This window comes from Pseudoalteromonas sp. QJM3NY_22 (assembly GCF_056173065.1).
Map to the genome: position 1 here is coordinate 4,348,729 of NZ_CM149655.1, position 20,039 is coordinate 4,368,767.

The following is a 20,039-nucleotide window of genomic DNA, read 5'->3' on the forward strand; positions in this document are numbered from 1 at the left end:
TTAGTGCCCACAGCGGTGTAGAGCCACATAGCAAATGCTACACTATCTTTGTGTCGCGATATGAGTGTGTGTTAAGTGTGCACATTTCACTTTTCTGCAGACGTAAAAAAGCCCGAATCGTTAGATTCGGGCTCTCTACAATTTGAAGCCTGGTAATGTCCTACTTTCACATAGCAAATGCTACACTATCATCGGCGCTGTTTCGTTTCACTACTGAGTTCGGCATGGAGTCAGGTGGGTCCAAAACGCTATTGTCACCAAGCAAATTTGGGCGTTAATACGTATTTCTGCGCACTAACTTAATTTGGAAAATATCTGATAATATTTTTTAAGTCTTTCTAAGTAATATCTACTTTAGTTATATTAACTTCTTCGCTTGCTTCACTATCACATAAAACGCGTTTGGCGTTGTATGGTTAAGCCTCACGGGTAATTAGTACAAGTTAGCTTAATGGCTCACACCACTTCCACATCTTGCCTATCAACGTTGTAGTCTTCAACGGCCCTTCAGAGACTTTAAAAGTCTAGTGAGAACTCATCTCGAGGCCTGCTTCGCGCTTAGATGCTTTCAGCGCTTATCAGTTCCGAACGTAGCTACCGGGCAATGCCATTGGCATGACAACCCGAACACCAGCGGTTCGTTCACTCCGGTCCTCTCGTACTAGGAGCAACCCCTCTCAATTCTCAAACGCCCACGGCAGATAGGGACCGAACTGTCTCACGACGTTCTAAACCCAGCTCGCGTACCACTTTAAATGGCGAACAGCCATACCCTTGGGACCGACTTCAGCCCCAGGATGTGATGAGCCGACATCGAGGTGCCAAACACCGCCGTCGATATGAACTCTTGGGCGGTATCAGCCTGTTATCCCCGGAGTACCTTTTATCCGTTGAGCGATGGCCCTTCCATTCAGAACCACCGGATCACTATGACCTACTTTCGTACCTGCTCGACGTGTCTGTCTCGCAGTTAAGCTGGCTTCTACCATTACACTAACCGTACGATGTCCGACCGTACTTAGCCAACCTTCGTGCTCCTCCGTTACTCTTTAGGAGGAGACCGCCCCAGTCAAACTACCCACCAGGCACTGTCCGTAACCCCGATTCAGGGGCCAACGTTAGAACATCAAAACTACAAGGGTGGTATTTCAAGGTTGACTCCACAACAACTAGCGTCGCTGCTTCAAAGTCTCCCACCTATCCTACACATGTAGGTTCAATGTTCAGTGCCAAGCTGTAGTAAAGGTTCACGGGGTCTTTCCGTCTAGCCGCGGGTACACAGCATCTTCACTGCGATTTCAATTTCACTGAGTCTCGGGTGGAGACAGCGTGGCCATGGTTACACCATTCGTGCAGGTCGGAACTTACCCGACAAGGAATTTCGCTACCTTAGGACCGTTATAGTTACGGCCGCCGTTTACCGGGGCTTCGATCAAGAGCTTCTCCCTAAGGATAACCCCATCAATTAACCTTCCGGCACCGGGCAGGTGTCACACCGTATACGTCATCTTGCGATTTTGCACAGTGCTGTGTTTTTAATAAACAGTCCCAGCCACCTGGTCACTGCGGCTCCCGTCCGCTTAGAGAGCAAGTCTCATCACAGATAGGAGCGTACCTTCTCCCGAAGTTACGGTACGATTTTGCCTAGTTCCTTCACCCGAGTTCTCTCAAGCGCCTTAGTATTCTCTACCTGACCACCTGTGTCGGTTTGGGGTACGATTCCATATAATCTGAAGCTTAGAGGCTTTTCCTGGAAGTATGGCATCAGCAACTTCATCACCGTAGTGACTCGTCTCGTGTCTCAGGTTTAGTGTTCGTCCGGATTTACCTAAACAAACGCCCTACTCACTTTCACATAGACTACCAACGCTATGCTTGCTTAGCCTGCTCCGTCCCCCCATCGCAATTATATCGAGTACAGAAATATTAATCTGTTTCCCATCGACTACGCCTTTCGGCCTCGCCTTAGGGGTTGACTTACCCTACCCTGATTAACATGGGATAGGAACCCTTGGTCTTCCGGCGTGGGAGTTTTTCACTCCCATTATCGTTACTCATGTCAGCATTCGCACTTCTGATACGTCCAGCATACCTCCCGGTACACCTTCAACCGCTTACAGAACGCTCCCCTACCACTCAGAATAAATTCTGAATCCGCAGCTTCGGTGCATAGTTTAGCCCCGTTACATCTTCCGCGCAGACCGACTCGACCAGTGAGCTATTACGCTTTCTTTAAAGGATGGCTGCTTCTAAGCCAACCTCCTGGCTGTCTGGGCCTTTCCACATCGTTTCCCACTTAACTATGACTTTGGGACCTTAGCTGGCGGTCTGGGTTGTTTCCCTCTTCACGACGGACGTTAGCACCCGCCGTGTGTCTCCCGGATATTACTTTACGGTATTCGGAGTTTGCAAAGGGTTGGTAAGTCGGGATGACCCCCTAGCCTTAACAGTGCTCTACCCCCGTAAGTATTCGTCCGAGGCTCTACCTAAATAGATTTCGGGGAGAACCAGCTATCTCCCGGTTTGATTAGCCTTTCACTCCTAGCCACAGGTCATCCCCTAACTTTTCAACGTTAGTGGGTTCGGTCCTCCAGTTGATGTTACTCAACCTTCAACCTGCCCATGGCTAGATCACCGGGTTTCGGGTCTATACCTTGCAACTAGTCGCCCAGTTAAGACTCGGTTTCCCTACGGCTACCCTATTCGGTTAACCTCGCTACAAAATATAAGTCGCTGACCCATTATACAAAAGGTACGCAGTCACCCAACAAGTGGGCTCCTACTGCTTGTACGTACACGGTTTCAGGTTCTATTTCACTCCCCTCACAGGGGTTCTTTTCGCCTTTCCCTCACGGTACTGGTTCACTATCGGTCAGTTGGGAGTATTTAGCCTTAGATGATGGTCCACCTATATTCAGTCAAAGTTTCACGTGCTCCGACCTACTCGATTTCACTTAAAATGTCTTTTCATGTACGGGACTATCACCCTGTATCGTGGCGCTTTCCAGCAGCCTTCCATTAACACATAATGAGCTTAAGGGCTGTTCCGATTTCGCTCGCCGCTACTTTCGGAATCTCGGTTGATTTCTTTTCCTACGGGTACTTAGATGTTTCAGTTCTCCGCGTTCGCCTCGTTAACCTATGTATTCAGTTAACGATACCTGCAAGCAGGTGGGTTTCCCCATTCGGAAATCCTAGTCTCAAGCGCTTTTTACTAGCTTGACTAGGCTTATCGCAAGTTAATACGTCCTTCATCGCCTCCAACTGCCAAGGCATCCACCGTGTACGCTTAGTCACTTAACCATACAACCCAAACGGGTCTTTGTTTCGTGACAGTTTAACTTCGCCAGAAGTCAATATTGAATACTAAAGTAGATACCAATCAATCAACTCATAAGAGTTAACTAAATGGCACTCAATGGTACTGCTACCATTGTTTTTTACTTTTGAAAACTCTTGATAAATACAATGTATCTATCAGAATTTTATTATCAGCTTTTCCAAATTTTTAAAGAGCATATTAATTAGTTATTCCGAAGAACAAGCACTAATTAACAATCATCTGTGTGGACACTACGAACAAATAAGTTCTAAATCGTATAAGGAGGTGATCCAGCCCCAGGTTCCCCTAGGGCTACCTTGTTACGACTTCACCCCAGTCATGAATCACTCCGTGGTAAACGTCCTCCCGAGGGTTAGACTATCTACTTCTGGAGCAACCCACTCCCATGGTGTGACGGGCGGTGTGTACAAGGCCCGGGAACGTATTCACCGCGTCATTCTGATACGCGATTACTAGCGATTCCGACTTCATGGAGTCGAGTTGCAGACTCCAATCCGGACTACGACGCACTTTAAGTGATTCGCTTACCTTCGCAGGTTCGCAGCACTCTGTATGCGCCATTGTAGCACGTGTGTAGCCCTACACGTAAGGGCCATGATGACTTGACGTCGTCCCCACCTTCCTCCGGTTTATCACCGGCAGTCTCCTTAGAGTTCTCAGCATTACCTGCTAGCAACTAAGGATAGGGGTTGCGCTCGTTGCGGGACTTAACCCAACATCTCACAACACGAGCTGACGACAGCCATGCAGCACCTGTATCAGAGTTCCCGAAGGCACCAAACCATCTCTGGTAAGTTCTCTGTATGTCAAGTGTAGGTAAGGTTCTTCGCGTTGCATCGAATTAAACCACATGCTCCACCGCTTGTGCGGGCCCCCGTCAATTCATTTGAGTTTTAACCTTGCGGCCGTACTCCCCAGGCGGTCTACTTAATGCGTTAGCTTTGAAAAACAGAACCGAGGCTCCGAGCTTCTAGTAGACATCGTTTACGGCGTGGACTACCGGGGTATCTAATCCCGTTTGCTCCCCACGCTTTCGTACATGAGCGTCAGTGTTGACCCAGGTGGCTGCCTTCGCCATCGGTATTCCTTCAGATCTCTACGCATTTCACCGCTACACCTGAAATTCTACCACCCTCTATCACACTCTAGTTTGCCAGTTCGAAATGCAGTTCCCAGGTTGAGCCCGGGGCTTTCACATCTCGCTTAACAAACCGCCTGCGTACGCTTTACGCCCAGTAATTCCGATTAACGCTCGCACCCTCCGTATTACCGCGGCTGCTGGCACGGAGTTAGCCGGTGCTTCTTCTGTCAGTAACGTCACAGCTAACGGGTATTAACCGTTAACCTTTCCTCCTGACTGAAAGTGCTTTACAACCCGAAGGCCTTCTTCACACACGCGGCATGGCTGCATCAGGCTTGCGCCCATTGTGCAATATTCCCCACTGCTGCCTCCCGTAGGAGTCTGGGCCGTGTCTCAGTCCCAGTGTGGCTGATCATCCTCTCAAACCAGCTAGGGATCGTCGCCTTGGTGAGCCATTACCTCACCAACTAGCTAATCCCACTTGGGCCAATCTAAAGGCGAGAGCCGAAGCCCCCTTTGGTCCGTAGACATTATGCGGTATTAGCAGTCGTTTCCAACTGTTGTCCCCCACCTCAAGGCATGTTCCCAAGCATTACTCACCCGTCCGCCGCTCGTCAGCAAAGTAGCAAGCTACTCTCTGTTACCGCTCGACTTGCATGTGTTAGGCCTGCCGCCAGCGTTCAATCTGAGCCATGATCAAACTCTTCAATTAAAAAGTTTTATGTCTTTCGACAGCTCAATGAATTCTGAATTTTTTAATATCTTTCGATATTGAATTGACTGTGCCGAAGCAACTTATAAATAAGTTACTTCTGTTGGTCACTCAGTTTTCAATTGAGACTCTAATTTGTTTGCCTCGCTACTTGCTCAATAAAGAACGAAGTAGCTTGGCTGTTAGAACTCAATCTGTACGAGTGCCCACACAGATGATTGCTTTACATTGTTAAAGAACGTTTTGAGTCGCTTTAGCGTCTCAAGGGATGCGAATAATACACCCTTTATTTTTCGAGTCAACACTTTGTTTCAAACTTTCTTTCGACAATTTAAAACCGAAGTTTTATTTAACTCTGTGAGTAGTTCGTGCCTCGCTATGCGTTGGCCTTTCCCGTCTCAGTGGGGTCGCATTATAGGGAGATTCGAGCGGGGGTCAATGTTTTATTTCAGCTTTTTGACAATTAAATGAATTTAGTATGAAAGCTATACAAATAAAGGGCTACAGGATACTTTTAGTTTAAAAAACACGCACAACATATGTATCTATTGATGAGGTATTAGTAAGGTTTAAACTAAGCTGTATGTTAAACAAACAACACACAGCTTTATTTTAAATTAAAGGTTTATTTAGATGCTATTTCCCATACGGCAATGGAGCCTGATATTTCATTTCCAACGATTAAGAGTGGGTTTCCTGTAGCACTCTGCTCTGCTGGAACGAATTCCATTCCTTCAGGCGCTAAATCGCCTGTAATATTAGCGTCTTTAATTAAGCCTCTATTATAGAAGTAGTCTTCAAACTGCACATTGTATGGACTAGTAATGTCGTACACCATAATGCCGCCCATACGCTCAAGCCCTATAAAAGCAAATGTACGATCGTCAATTTTACCAATAGTCAGCGCTTCAGGCTCTGCGCCTTTATCATCTGAACGTGAGTCACCTTTGTTTTCATCTTCATTATTGTTAAATGATTCACCATGCACAGATGCTGTTATACGTGCTATATCGTCGCCTGAATCAAAAACCACCAGCCCATTGCTATCCCAAATAGTAAAAGAACGTGCGCCATAGCCGTAAAGCGATTCGTATTGTCCGTCGTTATTGGTATCGCCTTTTATTGTTGTTACTTTTAAGCGACCAATATCATCATCGTCATTATTTAAGTAATCAAAATTAGCAGCAAGCGTTAAGTCTTCAACGCGGCTTTCATCTATATAAGCTAAGCAGCCATCGCCTTTATCGTAATCAAGTCCGCCCTTTGCTATGCAATCGGCTTCACCTGTTGCATCAAAAAAGTATTCTCTTGCGTCACCTTCGTTGGCAGTGACTATAAAGTTTGCGCCTTTCCAACTAAAGTTTGAGATAGTATCGGGCTGGTACATACCATAAAGCCCTGGGTATGATTTAAAATTAACGCCGCCATCTTTATCTGAGGCATCAAGCTGTAAGCTTGACCAATCTTTAAAGCCTAAGCCCTTTAGCTCAAGACTGTTGTCTTGTAGGTTAACTATTGCAAGTGCATTGTTTTCTTGAATAGATACATAAGCATATTTGTTATCTTTAGAAATGCTAACGTACTCGGGCTCTAAATCCATAGCTACTGTAGTATTTATTAGATTACCGTTAATAGTACGACCATTTGGGTTTGCAAAAACTACCCCTTGCGCTTCTAGTTCGGTTTGTTTGTTGTTATAGGCTTTAAAATCAATATTTATTGCTGTATCGGCTATTACATTATTTGTTATATCGATAATACTAATAGAACCTTCAGGATCTACGCTGTAGTCGCCACTTGGTTCACCTTCGTTAGCAACCACTGCCTTTGCGCCATCATGGGTGAACGTCACCATGTCTGGTAAAAATCCGACTGTAACATTTTTAATAAATACAGGTGAGTCGCCGCTTATATCGTAAAAAGCAATTTGACCTGCATCACCCGTGCTTTTAGCAGCCATTGCGACCGCTAGTTAATTATTATCTTCATCAATAGCAATGCTGTTTGCATCGCCTTGGGTATGCTCGTTTAAAGACAACGTAATAACGGACGTTAAATTTGTGGCGCTGATAACCCCTTCGTTATCTTTAACGAGTGCGGCAGTATCAAAGGTGTCGGCGGGTAAAATATCAACAACAGCGTCATCGCCTGAACTGTTAATAGCGTAAATCCATTTTTTAGATGCTTGGTATGCAACTATTTCAGCCGCACCTTCTGGGCTTTGTGCATTTAGTACACCTCTACCCACAAGGTTAATATTTAATGCTGAATTAGCATTTACACCATTTATCCCATTAATGCCATTTGCGCCTTGTTCTCCCTGTAATCCTTGAGAGCCGTTTTGACCATCGTCACCATCAAGTGCGCAACCAGTAAGAATAGATATAAGTGAGAGCGCAATAATTGATTTTTTAAACATGTGATTTTCCTTAGTATTGTATTTGCTAAATATCAACACACAGGCATGACAAGATTATGGCAGTTTTAATACAGCCTCTTAGCCTAAGTAATTAGCTTATACGCTAGCGGAGTAATTAAAATTAAAGCGGCCGTATAACCAAGCATTTTTGCACTCGAGGAATACTCTCGTTTAATTGCAACTCCTAGCAAAGGTCTAAGTACATCAATACGTGTAATACTCCATGTTATAACCCCGCAGAGAGACCAAGTTCCTGTAATAATGATAAATGGCTCAACAACAGTCCCTAAACTTAAAGGTTGCAGTAAAAAACACAAAATAATCAAAATGCTTTGATGCAATAAATAAAAGGGAAACACCCATGCATTGAGCTGCTTTAAATAGTAGGTATTAAAATTTAAAAATCGGTGAGCGAGCGCAAGTACAAAAAATACACCTACAACACGTTGAATATTGTAGCTACCGCTTAAAATAAAATGAGGAAGAGTAAACGCCTTCTGATAACTTAATATTATAAGTACAAACAAAACCGAAAAACACAAAGCCAGTAATACCAAGTTTTTATTTAAACAGTTCCAAAAGTAAGTGTTTTTAGCAAGGATGTATCCTGCGAGTAGCAGCATAAAGCCATTGGTTTCTCTGATTAAATCACCAGTTAAGTAATGGCTTGTAAATAGTACGGCAATAGTGAACAAGGTAATTAAAAGCCCAAATGACATATCCCCTTTAACAAATGTTTTTAAAGGCGCAATAAAGGGCAAGCGTGCAAAAAGAGTTAAAACAATAATGATCAGCATAAATTGCCACAATGAGCGCAAATACCATAAGTGATTTACATCCACATTCGGCCACACTCCAGACTGATAATTAATAAAAAGCGTATTGTTAGTCTCTATAAAAGCTAAATAAAATTGCCAATAACTAATATCAATAACACCTTGCTGCAACATTTCTGCAAACAGCTGAAAAGGCACTATTAGCCATAATCCCACCAGCAAGGGTAATAGTAAAAAAATGGAACGAGTTAAAGTGAACAATAACCAAGGCTTAAAGCCGCTTACTTTATCAATCATAAAACGCAGTGCTACGCCCGATATAAACCAAATGAGCAACATACGCCAAGGTGAAAACACCAACATTAAATATTCAACATACTGTGATGTGTAATTACTTTTAAAATGAAATCCCCAGTTTTCGCTATACAACATGCCAATGTGATAAAAAATTAGCGACGCAAATGCGATTACCCTAAGCCAATCAAGATAATATTTACGCGAATTAACTAATGAAGGTTGTTGTGTTTGAGTGTTCATGCTTTTACTACTTTATGAATTTTATGCGTTATTCATACCTAAAGCTCTCGCTAAAACTATCTACAAGTGCTTATATTACAGGCAATAGTGATAAAAGGTGGTATACAGGGATAAGCGTGCCACATCAGCAATAAGCATACATTTATGAACCTACAGCACTTTCAACGTTTTCAAAGCATTTACGCATCAGTATTACTGTGTGCTTACGTATTAATTAATAATACAGTAAACGCTACAACCCAAATAATGGAAGCCCAAAGAGAAGGCGCTTTAACTTTTTTAATGTGGGAGCCATTTGTTTGGGAGTATTCAAGTGCCTTGAGTACTTTGCTTATATTCCCTATTCTAATTTGGTTTTTAAGACACTTACCTTTTAATTGGCAAAATATTACGGCCTCATTAGGTATGTACTTTGGTGCCTCTATTATATTTAGCGTGTTACACGTTGGTATTATGGTAGGGATTCGTAAATTCATATATTTGTTGAATGATGGGTCTTACAACTTTGGACTTAGCTGGTTTGAGCTTATTTATGAATACCAGAAAGACGCTATAAGCTTTGTGTTTTTCATCGTACTTATCAAAGTATATCAATATGTGGTGCAGCAGTTACTAGGTGAAGCCTCTTCAATTGAAGAAAGTGAGCAGCAAACAACATCGACCATAAACCGCCTATTAGTTAAAAAGCTCGGAAAAGAATTCATTATAAAAATAGAGGATGTTGATTGGCTTGAATCGTCGGGTAATTATGTAAACCTACATATAGGCTCACGTATATATCCGTTAAGGGCAACGCTTACAGCATTAAGTAAACAACTTGAAGTGCAGGGGTTTTGTAGAATTCACCGCAGCCATGGCGTAAAACTCGATAAAGTGGAGTCCATTACACCACTACCCAGTGGCGACAGTGAAATAAAACTAACAACAGGTAAAGTACTAAACCTATCTAGACGCTATAAAGAGCAATTTAAACTAACGTTGCAATAATACAAATCAAACAAGCGATAATGGCTTACACTAAAATCAGTGGCCAAGTTTAGTTGGCCACCAGCTTATCTGACACACTTAACTGTACATCAAGATCTGAAAGCGCATTATTTTGTTCAAACAAACTTGAAGAGGTTTGCCAAGTATCGATTTGATGCTCATTTAATTGTAGTTCCAAGTTTTTAGCCTTTCACTCAGTTAAAAGGCTATTTAAATCACTGCGAATTAATATTTGCGGATTAAATAACTTTTGCGGTACATCAATTGGCTTAATTTCATCATAAGCAATCACTGTTTTTTTACCTGGCTGCATTTGATCGATTAACGACATAGAAATCACTTTAACTTTGTTGTTTCTCTCACCTCTTTCAAAGGTAGCCGTTTTGGCATGTTTGCCAGAACGAAGATACAACTCTGCTTGCAATGGAAATAAATCGGCTTTATCAACGGTAAGTTGAATTTTTTGATAGCTCGCCTTTTCTGAATAAGCCGTTAAATTAAACACTATGACAGCTTCATTCGTTTCATAAGACTCTATATCGTAATCTTGACTCCAACTAAGTGTCGCAATATCGCCCAGTGATGCCTCCCCCAATAATTTTTGTAAAGGGGTTATGCGTATTGGTCGTCGGCTTTTCGGCATGAACATCCAATAATCATTTTCCTTCATCAAGACCTTTTGTCCTTGCTCTGAAGCCGTTTTAAAAACAACAAGTGATTGTTTATTGATAGATGAATAAACATCATATTGCTTTTCACTTTTTAGCTTCTCTTTATTATATGCACTGACTGTTGCCGAAATTTTTACTGACTCTGCTTCACTTCGATAAGCATCAACGTTGACAAGAGCTGTTTGCAGATCAAGTCCACCTTCGTATTGTTCATTTACAGTTTGCGCAACAGCTGATACAGAAATAAGCAAAAGCGCACAGATAGATATAATATTTTTAAATTTAAACATGACTTAGCGCCTCTGTAATTGATTTTGAACTGCCTTTATATGCAGCCTTTAGTGCCGCTAATACACATACCAATACCATAGTAAGTAATACAATACCTGCTACTTCCCATGAGAAAGTAATGGTTAAAGGGTAACCCTGATTGCTACCTGGCGGTGGTGGCATTTCTAAACCTAAATAAACCAATCCCCAAGCAATGAAGGCAGATGCAACAATACCTAACGCCGCGCCAATGAACCCTATCATGCTTGACTCTAATACAAAGTTACGAATAATTTCCCATTGATAAGAGCCCATTGCCGATACAGTCCCTATTTCACGGGTTCTTTCACTAACAGTCATCGCCATCGTGTTTGAAATTGAGAAGAATACAAGTAACACCATAATTCCACCTAACAGGCCAAAAATACGGTTATAAAGATCTTTTACTGACTGATAATAGAATGCGCGCTTCCACCAAGGTGTAAACTCCAATGACTGGTCACGCTTCTGATAATCTAAAACTGTTTGTTGTGTTTTACTTATGTCAAATAAGTAAACCGACAATGAGCTGACTTTCTCGGTATACAACAATGATTGCGCATCTGATAGTTTCACATAGAGCTGTCGCTTATCTAAATCTGGCACACCTGTCGTATAAATACCCCTTATTGTAAAATCCATCGCATTCAACGCACCATCTGTCGTTGTCAACATGAGCGTAATATAATCCCCCACAGTCACCTTTAAGTTGCGTGCTAGCTCCTTACCTAATACAACTTCTGCTTCATCTTCATTACCAAAGTTTGATAATGCTTTACCTTCTAACATTGTTAAAAAAGGCCCTTTAACCATAAACTCTTCGGGGTCTACACCCAGACCAATAAAAATTGAGCTTTTTTCACCGTTAGATACAAGACCATTGAAGTTTATGCGTGGCAATACACTTTTAATGCCTTCGTCGGTTTCAAGTTGAGCTATTAACTTTTCAATATCAGATAAACCATATTGCAGCGGTGTATCTTCTTCTTCTTTTAGAAATTTTTGATGTGTAATAATAAAATTACCTTCATCTCTAGCCGCTTTTTCTGCCAGTGATTGATAAGTAAATAAGGCAAAACCACTCGTCGTTAAAATAGCGGCTACGGCAACTGCAGCAACTAATATTGTGAATAATGAACGCCTACCATTTCGGCAAACGTTAAAAAATGCAAATGAGATCCAACGCATTATCCTGCTCTCCTATGAGTTTCATATGGATTAAATGCCGATAAATTACCATCAGCTAGATTTAAAACACGATGACAGCGATCTGTCATACGGTGGTCATGTGTTGCTACAATAAAGGTACAACCTAGGTCATTGCCTAAATCACGCATCAGATCAATGACCATATTCGCGGTCGATGTATCTAAATTTGCGGTGGGTTCATCCGCAATCACAATCTCAGGTCGCTTAACCAATGCTCGAGCAATAGCAACACGCTGCTGTTGACCACCTGATAATTGATCAGGGCGTTTAGATATATGACCTTTTAAACCAACTTTATTAATAATATCAACAACTTTATCCATTCTTTCTCGCTTATTCATATTAAGCATTAAAAGTGGATACTCCACGTTTTCATAAACAGACATCACTGGGATCAAATTATATCTCTGGAAGATAAATCCTAGTTTTTCACGACGAATTTGTGTCATTACTTTTTTATCTTTTGAGACTGCTTTACCTGCAAGCCAAATTTCACCTTTATAGTCATCGTCAAGCAAGCCACAAATGTTTAAAAGTGTTGATTTCCCGCTACCTGAAGGGCCACATAATGCAACAGTTTCCCCTTTTTTTATCTCAGCAGATACGCCTTTTAATGCGTTGACGACGACTTCTCCAGTCTTGTAAGACTTAACAATGTTCGAAAATTTAAGCATTACAATTATCCTTTTTCAGCCTTTGAAAGGCGCGCTAGAGCGTCAGATTTTTCGATGAATAATTTCGCTCTAGTTTGATCTTCTAATTTATTTGCAGCCAATGCGGCACATCTATAAGTTGATTGTTTTAGCTGTTTATCTAACTTTGAAAATCCATCACTATCGGCCAATACTTGATTTAATAAATGAGCACCATGTTCAGCACGATTCATCATTTTTGGTACCTGCGCAAAGGTACAGCCAGCAGTCACATAAACGCTTGCCTTAAGTGGATATGGCATTCCTTTAACTTGCTTAATTGCTTTATTTAATTTCGCAATGCCGGCTTCTGCGAATTTCATTTTTTGCCAAGGTTGACTGGTGTATCGTGCCTGCGTTGTTTCAGCACTTCCTAACATAGCTAAAACAACGGGATTTGATGCTTTATTGTTGAGTTCAGAAAGCGCGTTAACAGCAAGTTGATTTTGCTCTTGGGAGCCAGTAAGTCCCTGTTGATATGCTGTAATAACATGCGCTGGGATTTCACTTGCAGTAACTGAAGAGCTTGCTAGTACAACGCCTAAAAGCATTTTTTTAATCGTAGAAAATTGGTTCATTATCGTTATCCTGTATTGTTTCTGTTGATGAACATATCTTAAGAAACAATCACCATAGAATGTTAGGCAGGCGATAATCGGTTGAATAGGGAGATAAACGGGAAATAGTAATGATGAGTATACTTTGTAGTCCTTTTTTAGGGGAGCGATCAAATTAGTAAGTTGAATTATGATAGTGATTAGAGCGCACTCAATACAATCAAAAAAGAGGTAAATCATGATTTACCTCTTTTACAGTATTAAATCCGCTTCAATAATGGTTGGTTATTTTTTCTGTTACATCTGCTTAAATAAATGGTGATATTTTCTACTCACAGAAAGTTTTTCATCACTCCCTTTCAAGTATATATAGACATGACCTAAATCATCTTTAGATACATGATCAATAGTGTCAACTCGAACAATACAATTACGATGAATGCGCCAAAAAGTATCAGGCTCTAACTCACTTTCTAAATGAGTAATAGATGTTTTTATTAAATGCTTCTGTTGCCCAGCAGTAACTTCGGTGTACTTATTGTCGGCGATAAAATAATCTACGTCATCAACATCAATCATATATATATGATTGTTTTTACTTGCTTTAATCCACTTTAAATACGCATTAGATGATGCTAGGTTATTACTCTGCATTAACTGGGAGAACATAGCCTGTAACTGTGTTTGTTGACTAGTCTCAGTGCTTTCGGATGACAAAAGCTTTTTTATTCGCTGTACGGTTTTTTCAAGCCTTATTTTTTCTAAAGGTTTTAAAAGATAGTCAATTGCTTGGTTCTCAAATGCAGTAACTGCATATTCATTATAAGCAGTTACAAAAACCATAATGGGGGGTGAGTCATCATCACATAGTTTTTTAGAAACTTCTAAACCATCCATTCCTGGCATATTAATATCTAAAAATACAACCTTAGGTGTAAATGCCTCGGTCAGTGCTAAAGCTTCTTCACCATTAGCTGCTTGACCAACAATATCGATTTCAGGCCAAACCTCTTCTAACATCATTTTCAAATGTGTACGCAAAATGGGCTCATCGTCAGCAATAACAACTCTAACTCGGTGAGACATTTAAGGGTACCTCCATAGTGACGGTCACAATACCCGCCTGACTGTGATCAAATAAAAGGCTGGCTTGTTCACCATACAATTGTTGTAATCTGGTTTTTACGTTGTTCATCCCAACTTGTGTGCCTTTGTGATTACTGCCTTCATTAGGTGTATTATTCGTAATGCGTATTAATAAGTTATTTTCTTCCTTTTTGACTAATAGAGTCAATTCTCCACCCGATGTTAACTGTTCTATACCATGTGTAACGGCATTTTCTATGAGAGGTTGAAGTAACATTGGAGGAAACAAAATATCATCGGTTATTTTATCCGTTACGTCATAGTGAATATTAAGTCTATCCCCTAAACGTATTTTCTGTATGGCCAAATAAGCTTTATTAAAACGTAATTCATGGCCGAGGGTTAACCACTCAGACCTAGTCCTATCTAAACTTTGTCTCAATAAAGCCGAAAGTGCGGCTAACATCTTATTCGCCTGTTTAGTATCAACAGCTATCAATGCTTGAATATTAGCGAGTGTATTAAATAAAAAGTGCGGCTCAATTTGAGATTGTAGTAACCTTAATTGAGTCTCTAACAATACTTTATCTTTCTTTATTTGCTCTAATTCAACTTGTGCTAACGATTGTTTTAAATTCTGTGCTTGTGCACTTCGATAGTATGTAAAACTCACCACCACCATAATAAAACTGCCAATCAGCAAAATACCTACATATTGTTGTAAATCACCAATATAGCCACCACTACTCTTCACAACACCTAATAAGAGTGGTGTCAGTCCCCACACAATAAAAGAAAAAAGAGCAGCTAAGAAAAACTGCAAGGCAAGATTCATTTGTGGATAATGCCGCTTTAACCATTTACGGCATAAGCGAATACTGAACCCAACTCCAAGAGAGATCATAATTGAAATAACAGGATACTTAGCCCACCCAATAAAGTGAATCAATAACCCAAGAGAAATACAGACTACAGCTAACTTTAAATTACTCACCCAGCTTTCTGATCCTGAGAATGGTTTAATAAAAGGCATTAAATTACAACTTAATTTCGACGCTAAGATATCCAGTTTTTTGATGGCTTAGCTGCTCATATATTGTTTCGCTTCCGCCAGCATAGCTCCTATAACCGAGACAGAGACGACCATTTTTAAAACCAGAGTAACACAGCTCACTATTTATTAACATGCTGTTATCCTGAGGGTTTGTTAACCATGTCATCGAAGGTTGCCAGGTAGAATTAGATGTTCTCAAATGCACCATCACACTATCTCTGAATAGATTTTGTGTCGAAAAGTGAGCTCGATATAATCTCAATTGATGATATTGGACACCTTCATTAGCGCGTGCAATTAATGTTCGCCATTGCTTGTCACTTGGTGCTCGACCATCATGCCAGTATTCTACAATGGCTGTTACCCCCATCGAAAAACTGTAGTTAAAACCCACTAAAGCTTGCAAACTGCCTTTGCGCCAAATTGTTTCAACATTATCATATGCAGATAAAGTATTCTTATACAGTTGAGTAACTTTAGGCGAACGATAGTTTTGCTGCCAGAGTAATGAACTATGTAATTCTAAGCTATCACCTATTACTGCAAGGGTACTTCCACCAATTCTAAAGCCCAGTTTATCGTCATAGTGCGCTATTGCTTGCGCTTCATAACCATCAAAGAATTGATAATAACGCCCACCACAACCGTAACTTTGTGCTACTTTAATACCTCGTTCAAGATAATCAGGTTTCGTTTCATTGCAAATCACAGTGATATTTCCTGATTCAGTAAAGTAGTCCCCCGTTATCATTAACACACCAGGGGGCACTGCTGTATATATCGCTAATGAGTCAGTTGGAGAAAACATGTCTAATGGTCTAAATCCATAGGCAACATCCCAATCAAGCTTCTTTTTCCCTACAGATAAAAACCAATTTTCCGTACTAAAATCATAGAACGCTTCTGAAATAGTAAAATCGGTTTCACTCGTCCCACCTTCTTTATATACGTTAGCAGTTGCCGCAAAACGCAACCCTTCACCTTCTAAACTTACATCCAGAGCCGAGAAAAGAGATGAAATATTTTTAGTTGCAAAAATTGCTTGATTCGTCCCTTTTATATTTTGCCCATTAATACGAATTTGACTATCAAACTGTAATTTTTCTGTAAACTGTTTTGCTTCACTCACTGAAGATATAACCATCACGAACAGCACATATACTTTGCAAATAACACCCAATATTATTTTCATCTTATCCTCCTGATCTGCAAAAATTGTAAAGCGATAATGTGAGCTTGGTAAATTAGGTGATGGGTGGCTTTATAGGAGGATAAAAGGGAATAATGGCAGATAAGGCTATCTGGTTAAAACAGCTTATGATCGGCTATAAAGATATTTGGTGCCTTTTAAAAGCCATGAGGGGGAAAAGAGGGAGTTATAAATCAAGAAAAATAGTATGCCTAGAGCGTATTGATCTTTCGAGTACACTTTCTAGCCAACCCACTACGATTCAGGTTTATCGTTGGAAAACAAAAAATCTCTTGTGTAATTGACTAGATTATCTGGTTTTTAAATAAAAACGGCTAAAGCAATCTTGTTTTAATTTTAGCGATTATACTCTGCTCTAATTTTCTGTATAAAAACTTTAAGCTCATTAAGCGTTGGCTCAATGCCTTTTTCATTATGCATTTCAAACCAATCGGCTATGTCGCTAATTATTATAGAACCGTCTTGTAGACATAAATCATTATTTTTTAGCCAAACATCAGGCGCTCGAAGTGAGGGTCCAGTATACCAACTACAATAAGTGTAACCTTGGCTTTTTAAATTAGACTCTATGACAAGATTCGTCGGGATTGATAGAATTAATAAAACAATTAAACCTACAACTGCACTTTTAAATGCATTAATTAAAGTTAACTTTATATCAAACCCCAAAAAGCGCTGTAAAGTCGATAAAAACGTTAGAAATAAGCAAGGTAATAATAAAAAAGATAGCAGTATGGTGGCTTGCTCTTTGATAAAAAATTGAGGCCGACTAACTAAAAATATTGTTTCCACTTCGGAAAAAAAATTTAAGGCTATTTTATAGCACAGTCCTCCACTAACAATTAACAAGAAGAAAACAGAAGCTAATTCTTTCACATTTGCAAGGGATAACTTTTTATCTGCTTTTTTCCATTCTAAAATAGGCATTAGTTATAAGACCTAGTTTTTTTAAACATAGGAACTCCAAAGGTTTCATGTAAAAATTCATTTGGATTTTCTTTATATTCGCTATTAATTTTCTGCGCTCCAGCCTTAATTTTAACTACACCACTCTGTATCTTATTTTCAATATTTCTTAACTCATCAGAAAGTACTTTTACATAATCACTGGTATCCGAAAATGCAATTGAAAAAGCCACCCCAACGATTACAACAACCAACAAGGGCACTAATACTGTACCAGCAATTATTGTTGCTAAACCTGCTGATGCTGCTGATGCGACACCTAATATTGTACTAGTAGTCACAATAGCAGCTCCAACTACAGCCATATCCACGGCTACACCTGCCACTAAGTCATGCCATGTTTTTTGATCGTTTAAAAGGTAGTCTGTAGCATGAAATGTCACTGAAATTGCTAGAGTGAGCACAAACCCACCCTTCATAGCTTTTGCAGCTTCTAATTTACCGACACCGATAGTAAAAAGTTTGGGGTTACTTGCTAAATAACGAGTACCCGTTAAATGAGCTCGGATACCAGAGTAAGAAGTGATTATAATAGCGGGGGAACCGTTATAAACTTTAATTTTAAACTTACCGAAAACATTACCTTGGCGCTGCATTGTAGCCGCTATAATGGCTAATGCCTTAATATCATCAAATAAAGGGTATAACCCACCTCCTGTCTTTAATGGTTCTTTAATTCGTTTCCATTTACTTGATAGTGAATTATGCTCTTCTAGTAACTCATCAAGCCAATCAACCACTTCTGAACGAGATTTACCTTGCTTCATCTTTACAGAGATAATGTAGTCTACAAACTCTGCTGAGTTCATTTGAATAAGAGTGTGGTTATTACCTGATAGAATGCTTTTTATTTGGCTTTGACGTTGCCTTTCGGCAATAGCACGGCGAGCATGAGCTGACATATAACACTTCCTTGAGTATATTTTAATCCATTATTTTATAGTCTACTTAATCAAGAAAATTTAGGCAATAAAAAGCGAGTATATAACTCGCTTTAAAAAGGTGTTGGCTTATTATTTTTTAACTGGGCGTTTCCAACCTGTTAAATTACGCTGTTTAGAGCGTGCTATTGCTAATTGGTCATCTTCAACGGTACTGGTGATCACAGAGCCTGCACCAATTGTTGCAGTTGCACCTATATTTACTGGGGCAACAAGTGATGAATTAGAACCAATAAAAGCATTATCGCCAATAATAGTTTTTGATTTATTAACACCATCGTAGTTACAGGTAATAGTACCCGCGCCAATATTCACTTTTTCGCCAATTTCAGCATCACCTAAGTAACTTAAGTGGTTGGCTTTTGAGCCTTTGCCTAAACGGGTTTTTTTCATCTCAACAAAGTTACCAATGTGTGAGTCTTCTTCCATTACAGCGCCTGGGCGAAGCCGAGCATAAGGACCCAACGTACACTTATCTGCAACTGTGGCATCTTCAATCAGCGTATTAGCTTTAATAATAACGTTATCACCTATGGTACAGTTTTTAAGGACACAGTTAGGGCCAATTTGTACATTGCTACCAAGGGTTACATTACCTTCAAAAATAACGTTTATATCAATAAGTACATCTTCACCGGTGGTAACTGTTCCACGTACATCAATACGAGCAGGGTCGGCGAGGGTGGCACCATTTAACATTAACTCTTGCGCTTGCCATGCTTGGTAAGCACGCTCAAGACCTGCAAGTTGTACACGGTTATTTGCGCCTTCAACTTCCATTGCATGATCTGGTTGCGCTGAAGTGATCTCTACGCCTTCATTGTGAGCCATTGCAACGATATCTGTTAAGTAGTACTCGCCTTGTGCATTATTGTTAGATAGGTTACCTAACCATGTTTTTAATAGCTTACCGTTAACAGCCATAATGCCTGTATTTACTTCGTTAATAAGTAACTGCTCTGAGCTTGCATCTTTTTGCTCAACAATACCGACTAACTTACCACCGGCACGAAGCATTCGACCATAGCCATTTGGGTTTACCAAATTTACCGTTAATACCGCTAAACCATTTTTAGGTGTTGCGGCTAATAAACGCTCTAGTGTTGATTGTTTTGTTAGCGGTACATCACCGTATAAAATCAATACTGTGTCTTCATCGTTAATATGAGAGTTGGCTTGCGCTACTGCGTGGCCAGTACCGAGTTGTTCTGCTTGGAGTACCCAATTTACATCGTTATCGGCAAGTTGTTGTTGTAATAGTTCGCCGCCATGTCCATAAACTAAGTTTGTAGTCGTTGCACCTAATGCCATCGCATTATCAATAACGTGCTGTACCATTGGTTTACCTGCAACATTGTGCAAAACTTTAGGTAGAGCAGAGCGCATACGAGTACCTTTACCCGCAGCAAGAATAACAGTTGTTAGAGCCATTAAAACAATTTCCTTTTTCCGTTGTTTTAGCTAAATAAGTCTTATGTTTGTGCAGAAG

At 40.3% G+C, this 20,039-nt stretch carries 13 protein-coding genes, 3 rRNA genes and 1 pseudogene; 1 reads left to right on the forward strand and 16 read right to left on the reverse strand.

Annotated elements, in window-relative coordinates; genetic code table 11:
* Positions 1-147: 147 nt before the first annotated feature.
* From rrf to AC0VZ4_RS20035, 5 genes and pseudogenes are all read right to left on the reverse strand, one after another.
* Positions 148-262 (reverse strand): 5S ribosomal RNA (gene rrf / locus AC0VZ4_RS20015).
* 150 nt (positions 263-412) lie between these two features.
* Positions 413-3,303: ribosomal RNA gene (locus tag AC0VZ4_RS20020) — 23S ribosomal RNA — on the reverse strand.
* A gap of 297 nt (positions 3,304-3,600) precedes the next feature.
* A 16S ribosomal RNA gene (locus AC0VZ4_RS20025) occupies positions 3,601-5,136 on the reverse strand.
* The 16S, 23S and 5S rRNA genes sit together here, the layout of an rRNA operon.
* Positions 5,137-5,761: 625 nt before the next feature.
* A pseudogene (locus tag AC0VZ4_RS20030) lies at positions 5,762-7,555 on the reverse strand (choice-of-anchor I family protein).
* A gap of 83 nt (positions 7,556-7,638) precedes the next feature.
* Positions 7,639-8,868 (reverse strand): acyltransferase family protein, encoded by a 1,230-nt coding sequence (locus AC0VZ4_RS20035; protein ID WP_475440535.1) that lies wholly within the window; start codon positions 8,866-8,868, stop codon positions 7,639-7,641.
* Positions 8,869-9,012: 144 nt separating this feature from the next.
* Between AC0VZ4_RS20035 and AC0VZ4_RS20040 the strand changes: the two genes are divergently transcribed.
* Positions 9,013-9,855 (forward strand): LytR/AlgR family response regulator transcription factor, encoded by an 843-nt coding sequence (locus AC0VZ4_RS20040; RefSeq protein ID WP_475440536.1) that lies wholly within the window; start codon positions 9,013-9,015, stop codon positions 9,853-9,855.
* Between the two features lie 49 nt (positions 9,856-9,904).
* Here AC0VZ4_RS20040 and AC0VZ4_RS20045 read toward each other — a convergent pair whose 3' ends face one another.
* The 11 genes from AC0VZ4_RS20045 to glmU all read right to left on the reverse strand — a co-directional run bounded on the left by AC0VZ4_RS20045 (position 9,905) and on the right by glmU (position 19,981).
* Positions 9,905-10,033, reverse strand: coding sequence for a hypothetical protein (locus AC0VZ4_RS20045; RefSeq protein ID WP_008137620.1), 129 nt, complete (start codon positions 10,031-10,033; stop codon positions 9,905-9,907).
* Positions 10,034-10,045: 12 nt separating this feature from the next.
* Positions 10,046-10,816 carry an outer membrane lipoprotein-sorting protein gene (locus AC0VZ4_RS20050; protein WP_149613263.1) on the reverse strand — a complete coding sequence of 257 codons (771 nt, stop codon included), beginning with the start codon at positions 10,814-10,816 and terminating at the stop codon, positions 10,046-10,048.
* On the reverse strand, positions 10,809-12,023 hold the full coding sequence (locus AC0VZ4_RS20055) for an ABC transporter permease (protein ID WP_475440537.1): 1,215 nt from the start codon (positions 12,021-12,023) through the stop codon (positions 10,809-10,811). The genes AC0VZ4_RS20050 and AC0VZ4_RS20055 overlap by 8 nt, the downstream gene beginning before the upstream one ends.
* Entirely contained in the window at positions 12,023-12,718 is a 696-nt protein-coding gene (locus AC0VZ4_RS20060) for an ABC transporter ATP-binding protein (RefSeq protein WP_475440538.1), read from the reverse strand. Before AC0VZ4_RS20060 ends, AC0VZ4_RS20055 begins: the two co-directional genes overlap by 1 nt.
* A gap of 5 nt (positions 12,719-12,723) precedes the next feature.
* Positions 12,724-13,314: a hypothetical protein gene (locus AC0VZ4_RS20065; RefSeq protein ID WP_008137627.1), complete on the reverse strand. Its 591-nt coding sequence runs from the start codon at positions 13,312-13,314 to the stop codon at positions 12,724-12,726.
* Positions 13,315-13,590: 276 nt separating this feature from the next.
* Positions 13,591-14,379, reverse strand: a complete 789-nt coding sequence (locus tag AC0VZ4_RS20070; protein WP_475440539.1) for a LytR/AlgR family response regulator transcription factor — start codon at positions 14,377-14,379, stop codon at positions 13,591-13,593.
* The gene (locus AC0VZ4_RS20075) at positions 14,363-15,412 is read right to left on the reverse strand and encodes a sensor histidine kinase (RefSeq protein WP_475440540.1); all 1,050 of its coding nucleotides are present in this window, start codon (positions 15,410-15,412) and stop codon (positions 14,363-14,365) included. Before AC0VZ4_RS20075 ends, AC0VZ4_RS20070 begins: the two co-directional genes overlap by 17 nt.
* Positions 15,413-15,416: 4 nt before the next feature.
* On the reverse strand, positions 15,417-16,625 hold the full coding sequence (locus tag AC0VZ4_RS20080) for a hypothetical protein (RefSeq protein ID WP_475440541.1): 1,209 nt from the start codon (positions 16,623-16,625) through the stop codon (positions 15,417-15,419).
* Positions 16,626-16,979: 354 nt separating this feature from the next.
* Complete coding sequence (locus AC0VZ4_RS20085; RefSeq protein WP_475440542.1) at positions 16,980-17,570, reverse strand: DUF1240 domain-containing protein; 591 nt, start codon at positions 17,568-17,570, stop codon at positions 16,980-16,982.
* A complete protein-coding gene (locus tag AC0VZ4_RS20090) occupies positions 17,570-18,511 on the reverse strand; it encodes a hypothetical protein (RefSeq protein WP_475440543.1) in 942 nt (313 codons plus the stop codon). The genes AC0VZ4_RS20085 and AC0VZ4_RS20090 overlap by 1 nt, the downstream gene beginning before the upstream one ends.
* A gap of 111 nt (positions 18,512-18,622) precedes the next feature.
* Entirely contained in the window at positions 18,623-19,981 is a 1,359-nt protein-coding gene (gene glmU, locus AC0VZ4_RS20095; protein ID WP_475440544.1) for a bifunctional UDP-N-acetylglucosamine diphosphorylase/glucosamine-1-phosphate N-acetyltransferase GlmU, read from the reverse strand.
* Between the last annotated feature and the right edge of the window lie 58 nt (positions 19,982-20,039).